6 protein-coding genes are annotated in these 5,608 nt (G+C 42.6%); all 6 read left to right on the top strand.

Features of this window, described 5'->3' with window-relative positions:
- Nucleotides 1-232 precede the first annotated feature (232 nt).
- Entirely contained in the window at nucleotides 233-643 is a 411-nt protein-coding gene (locus A372_RS0100820) for a BlaI/MecI/CopY family transcriptional regulator (RefSeq protein ID WP_019418955.1), read from the top strand.
- Complete coding sequence (locus tag A372_RS0100815) at nucleotides 640-2,502, top strand: M56 family metallopeptidase (RefSeq protein WP_019418954.1); 1,863 nt, start codon at nucleotides 640-642, stop codon at nucleotides 2,500-2,502. Before A372_RS0100820 ends, A372_RS0100815 begins: the two co-directional genes overlap by 4 nt.
- 245 nt (nucleotides 2,503-2,747) lie before the next feature.
- The gene (locus A372_RS0100810; protein ID WP_019418953.1) at nucleotides 2,748-3,536 is read left to right on the top strand and encodes a hypothetical protein; all 789 of its coding nucleotides are present in this window, start codon (nucleotides 2,748-2,750) and stop codon (nucleotides 3,534-3,536) included.
- Between the two features lie 122 nt (nucleotides 3,537-3,658).
- Nucleotides 3,659-4,444: a hypothetical protein gene (locus A372_RS0100805; protein ID WP_019418952.1), complete on the top strand. Its 786-nt coding sequence runs from the start codon at nucleotides 3,659-3,661 to the stop codon at nucleotides 4,442-4,444.
- Between the two features lie 142 nt (nucleotides 4,445-4,586).
- Nucleotides 4,587-5,096 carry a hypothetical protein gene (locus A372_RS38235; RefSeq protein ID WP_051004439.1) on the top strand — a complete coding sequence of 170 codons (510 nt, stop codon included), beginning with the start codon at nucleotides 4,587-4,589 and terminating at the stop codon, nucleotides 5,094-5,096.
- A gap of 1 nt (nucleotide 5,097) precedes the next feature.
- The gene (locus A372_RS38230) at nucleotides 5,098-5,394 is read left to right on the top strand and encodes a DUF4367 domain-containing protein (RefSeq protein ID WP_019418951.1); all 297 of its coding nucleotides are present in this window, start codon (nucleotides 5,098-5,100) and stop codon (nucleotides 5,392-5,394) included.
- Nucleotides 5,395-5,608 lie beyond the last annotated feature (214 nt).

Genomic DNA, 5,608 nt, shown 5'->3' with positions numbered 1-5,608 from the left:
TTAGCCGTGTGGAGTGTCAATATAACTACGATATACGTAAGTGGGGGACTCATTCGATCACCCATTTGGACGTAAACGATCTCAATGAATTAGCTCAGCTCGCATACTCTCATCGTGTTGATCCATTTATATATCAAGAGTACCAAACATGTTGACTTTACCAAACTACAGTTGTAACATGATTTATAACTACATACGTAGTTTTGTTAAATTATTTTTGGAGGTTTCATGCATGAATCAAATACCGCCCATTACGGATGCAGAGTTGGAAATTATGCGCGTCTTGTGGACAAATCCGAATTGCCCTTCGAGTGAGGTCGTAAAAAAAATGATGGATCGAATGGGGTGGAACCCGAATACGACTCGGACGCTCCTTAGTCGTCTGGTACAGAAGGAAGCGGCGGGTGCGAAGCTGGAAAAGGGTTCGAAGCGCACCCAATTATTTTATCCGATCATCAGCGAGCAGGAATACTTGCGATCTGAAACGACTTCATTTATGAAAAAGCTGTATGGCGGGTCATTAAAGCCGATGCTGGCCCACTTTCTAGAGGATAAGAAGCTGAACGCCCAGGAAATAGAGGATCTCAAGGCTTTATTTGATGATAAACGCGGTGACAATTCGGAAAAGAGAGATTTCGAATGAGTCCGACACTGTATGAATGTTTATTATCGCTTTTCGGCTGGGTGCTCCGCGGATCTTTTATGGCTAGTATCCTTATCGTGATGGTTCTTATCCTGCAATTTTTATTGAAAAACAAGCTTGAAGTTAGGTGGATGTATCTGCTCTGGGTACCTGTAGCGATTCGTCTGCTGCTGCCTTGGGCGCCGGAATCTTCACTCAGCCTATACAATGTTTTTTCGTTGGAGGCCATAGTTCCCGTTAGTCAAGAACAATCACAAGCTCAACTTCCATCGGCTTGGAACAGCTTGTGGGAAGGTGCAGGGGAAAGGAGCGAAGCAAAGGCTCAAGCAGAGAATGCTGCTGACTCGGATAAAAGCGTCCTCTTAGAAAGAAAAATAGAGGTATCCAACTCGTCTCTTGAATCAGATACCACATGGGACATGCGCTTTTGGTGGAGTGGGTTCAAGCAAATGGGCTTCACCAATATGCTGATGTCAGTTTGGCTCTTGGGCGTCCTGCTTTTTGCTGCGAAAACCGTTTATGACCAGTTTCAATTGAAGCGAGCCCTTCGTGAGGGCAGAACAATTGAAACGCCTTATTTATCGACCGTGTTCCGCGAAACAAAGCAGTTAATGGGCGTAAAGCGTGATGTGAGGTTTGTGGCCAGTGAACGCATTCCTGGGCCTGCGGTAGTCGGTTTTCGCAAGCCGGCGATTGTAATATCGCCGAGTCTGCTCGTCACGCTGCGAGGGGAACAGCTTCAGTGTATTTTAGCGCACGAGTTTGGGCACATCCAGCGGCGGGATGTGGCGGTGAACTGGATGATGCACATTCTGCTCATTCTTCATTGGTTTAATCCATTGTTGTGGCTTGCTGTACATAAAGCAAGGCAGGATCAGGAGATGGCCTGCGATGCATGTGTGCTGGATCGGATGAGTTCACTGATGCCTCTACAGCATAACCATACATACGGGCAGACCATCATTCATGTGCTGGAGCATTTTCATTTGTCAGGCAAACGACATCAGCCAGGTCTTGCCGGATTATCCGCAACGCATAAACAAATGAAGAGAAGATTGTTAATGATCAAGCAATTTCATAAAAGATCCTATCATTTGTCCATGTTCGGGATGGCGATTATGATTGCGCTTGGCAGTGTGTCGCTGGTAAATGCGAAGGGTAACGATGTTGATGCTGCCTCGTCCCCTGCTGTAAACGAGATCGCTTTGGAAACGACGGCAGCTAAACCTAAAGCTGAAGGGAAGAAGCTGGAGGAAGAGGAGAAAGGGAGAATCGCCAAATTGCTAGAAAAAAATCCGGATGATACGTATATCGTATATGCCAGCAATGAGGTAAAAGGCGGTCTCCCAGTTGAGGGTTTTTCTCTTTCTGAATTTTATCTAATGGGAAGTCCTTCTCCTAGCTTCGATACCTATGAGGCTTACCTCAAAAGAGCATCAGCTTTGAAAGAGGCGGTACCGCAGCAGCCGGCTGACTTGCCGGATGGTTATATCTTTAGCAATGCGGAAATTGATAATGTGTTCACTTCAAAGGATTTTGCACCAGTGAAGGCCGAGGCTAAAAAGCTGGGCAAACAGGTATATTCCAAGAAAATGAATATAACAAAAAGCGATCATATCTCGCTAACATACACGAAAGGCGAAGACTTTATCAATATAACGAATTTCCATTGGGACGAGAAAGATTTAGAGGAATATAAAAAGAGGAAAGAAAAGGAATATAGCTATACGAATCACGAAGGAAAAAATTATCTTAGTTGGAGACAAAATGGTAAAAGCTTCCAGATTGTAACCAATCCGAGTAATCCATTGACGAAGGATGAGCTGATCCAGTTAGCGAAAACGGCAGTATTAGAATAGCCTTGTAATCGAAATATTTTTTAGAAATGATAGAAAAGGTTTACAGAATCGTCTCAGATCTTGCAAAAGCCCATGCAGTCAGAATAGATTGCATGGGTTATCTTTTTAAGTGTGATCCGCAAGTTGATATAGAAGGTGAAAAATTTACATAAATATGGTTGACAACTATAAACTACAGATGTAGTATGTAATTAAACTACAATTGTAGTTTGAGTTGAAATCAAAAATGAGAGGAGTACTACAAAATGAAAGTAGCATCAAAAGTAGCAATTACAGCATTAAGCAGCATGTTAATGTTGGGTTCTTCTTCAATAAATCTCATGGCAGAGGCGGCCCCATCTCGTGCTTCAAGCAATATCACTGTGAAGACGGCAGCCGTCAAAACAGGGTTGATAAGCGAAGGTGAAAAATTAGTAGAAGCAGAGCGGGATAAGATTAACAAGTTGCTGCAAGAAAATCCGCATGACTCGTACATTTTATATGTCAGCAGTGAATTAAAGAAAGAAAAGGACAGTATTCCGGAAGGGAGTATTTCTTTTTCAGAAGTTTCTTTTATGGGAAGTCCTCGATCTCAAAGCTTTGATACCTATGAGGATTACCTCAAAAGAGCATCGGCCTTGAAAGAGGCGGTGCCGCAGCAGCCAGCCGACTTGCCGGAGGGTTATCGCTTAACTAAAGCGGATATTTATTCTGTGTTCACTCCTAAGGATTTAGCAGCAATAAAAGCCGAGGCTAAAAAGCTGGGCAAACAGGTATATTCGAAGAAAATGAACATGATCAAAAGCGACCATATCTCACTGACGTACACAAAAGGACAAGACTTTATTAATATAGCGAGTTTTCATTGGGACGAGAACGATTTAGAAGAATATAAGAAGAAGAAGGAAAAGGAATATAGCTATTCGAGTCATGAAGGAAGAAATTATGTTAGTTGGAGAGAAGATGGCAAAAGCTTCCAAGTGGAAACCAACAAGAACAATCCGTTGACGAAGGAAGAGTTGATCATGTTAGCAAAAACGGTAGTAAAAAAATAGATATATAGACGGAATTACTGTACAAGCCCATGCAGCTAAATAGAATACATGAACCAAGTCCACCCCCATAAACTACAGTTGTAGGTTATGGGGGTGGCTCAAAATGAGAGGAGCGCCATAGCATGAAAACAGTATCAAAAGTAGCAATCACAGCACTGAGTAGTATTTTTTTGTTGGGTTCTTCGGTGAACCTTAAGGTAGAGGCGGCCCCATCCCATGCTTCAAGCGACATCGCCTTGAAGACGGCAGCCGCTAAACCTAAGGCGATAAGTGAAGGGGAAAGGTTAGAAAAAGAAGAGAAGGATAAAATAATCAAGTTGATGAAAGAAAATCCGGATGATACGTACATGTTATATGTCAGCAATGAATTAAAGAAAGAAAAAGGCGGCAGGGAAGTTTTTCTCATGGGAGGCTCACCTCCAAGCTTCGATACATATGAGGCTTATCTCAAAAGAGCATCGACCTTGAAAGAGGCGGTTCTGCAGCAGCCAACTGACTTGCCGGAGGGCTATACCTTAAGCAAAGCGAATATTTATTTCGTGTTCACTCCTAAGGATTTTGCAGCAGTGAAAGCCGAGGCTAAAAAGCTGGGCAAACAAATATATTCCAAGAAGATTAACGTAACACACAGCGACCACATCGCGTTAACGTACACGAATGGAGAAGACTTTATCTCATTTCAGAGTTTTCATTTTGACGAGGAAGATTTAAAAGATAAGAAGAGGAAAGAAAAGGAATACACCTATACATCCGCTAAAGACAAGGAAAAGGAAGATCCGAAGCACGAAGGAAGAAATTATCTTAGCTGGGAAGAAGGTGAAAAAGTTTTTCAAATCGTAACCAATAAGGGTAATCCGTTGACGGAAGAAGACCTGATCAAGCTGGCGAAAACGGCAGTAAAAAAATAGCTTTGTAAACGGAATGATTGTAGAAATGATGAGAATATAATATGGATTCGTCTTAGTTCTTGCGTACAAGCCCATGCAGTCTGAAATAGGATGCATGGGCTATCTTTTTGAGCGTGATCCGTAGGTTGATGTGGGTCAACTTTTGCATGACAAAATGAAAGTAGCATCAAAAGTAGCAATTACAGCACTAAGCAGTATTTTATTACTGGGTTCTTCGGTGAACCTCACGGCAGAGGCCGCCCCATCCCGTACTTCAAGCGACATCACCCTGAAGACGGCGGCAGCTAAACCAAAGGCTGCAAGTGAAGGCGAGAAGCTGGAGAAAGCGGAGAAGGAGAGGATCGCCAAATTGCTTGAAAAAAATCCGGATGATACGTATATGGTATATGTCAGCAATGAATTAAAGAAAGAAAAAGGCGACCAAGAAGTTTCTCTCATGGGAAGCCCGTCTCCAAGCTTCGATACATATGAGGCTTACCTCAAAAGAGCATCGATCTTGAAAGAGGCGGTACCGCAGCAACCTGCTGACTTGCCGGAGGGTTATACCTTAGCCGAAGCGAATATTTTTTCTGTGTTCACTCCTAAGGATTTAGCAGCAATGAAAGCCGAGGCTAAAAAGCTGGGCAAACCAGGTATATTCCAAGAAGATTAACGTGACAAAAAGCGACCACATCATGTTAACGTACACGAATGGAGAAGACTATATCCTATTTTCGAGTTTTCATCTTGACGAGAAAGATAAGAAACAAAAAGGGTATGTCTATAAATCCGCTAAAGACATGGAAAAGGAATCTCCGAATCTCAAAGATCCGAAGATCAGGGAAGTAACATATAGAAATTTTCTTAACTGGATTGAAAATGGTAAAAGATTTCAAATCGAAACCAATTCAGACAATCCATTGACGAAAGAAGACCTGATCAAGCTGGCGAAAACGATGGTCAAAAAATAGATTCTATTCCCGTCGTATCGGGCATCGTTATTCTACTGTCCACAGCTTTGCTCAAGTCCAAGCGTTCGATACAGCGGATAGACAAAGAACTTGGGGTTTCGTGACGAGTTGAGGGAGAGAGGAATGACTAAAGGAATGAATGCTATACATGCGGGCTGGCTGTTTCTTGTTTCCTATATATCGAGAAATGTGCTGTCTACCTTTATATTTCCAG

It is taken from the genome of Paenibacillus sp. OSY-SE (assembly GCF_000283315.1).
Lineage (GTDB): Bacteria > Bacillota > Bacilli > Paenibacillales > Paenibacillaceae > Paenibacillus_B > Paenibacillus_B profundus.
Note: the sequence above shows the minus strand (reverse complement) of the source record. Positions and strands in the feature narration are given on the sequence as shown.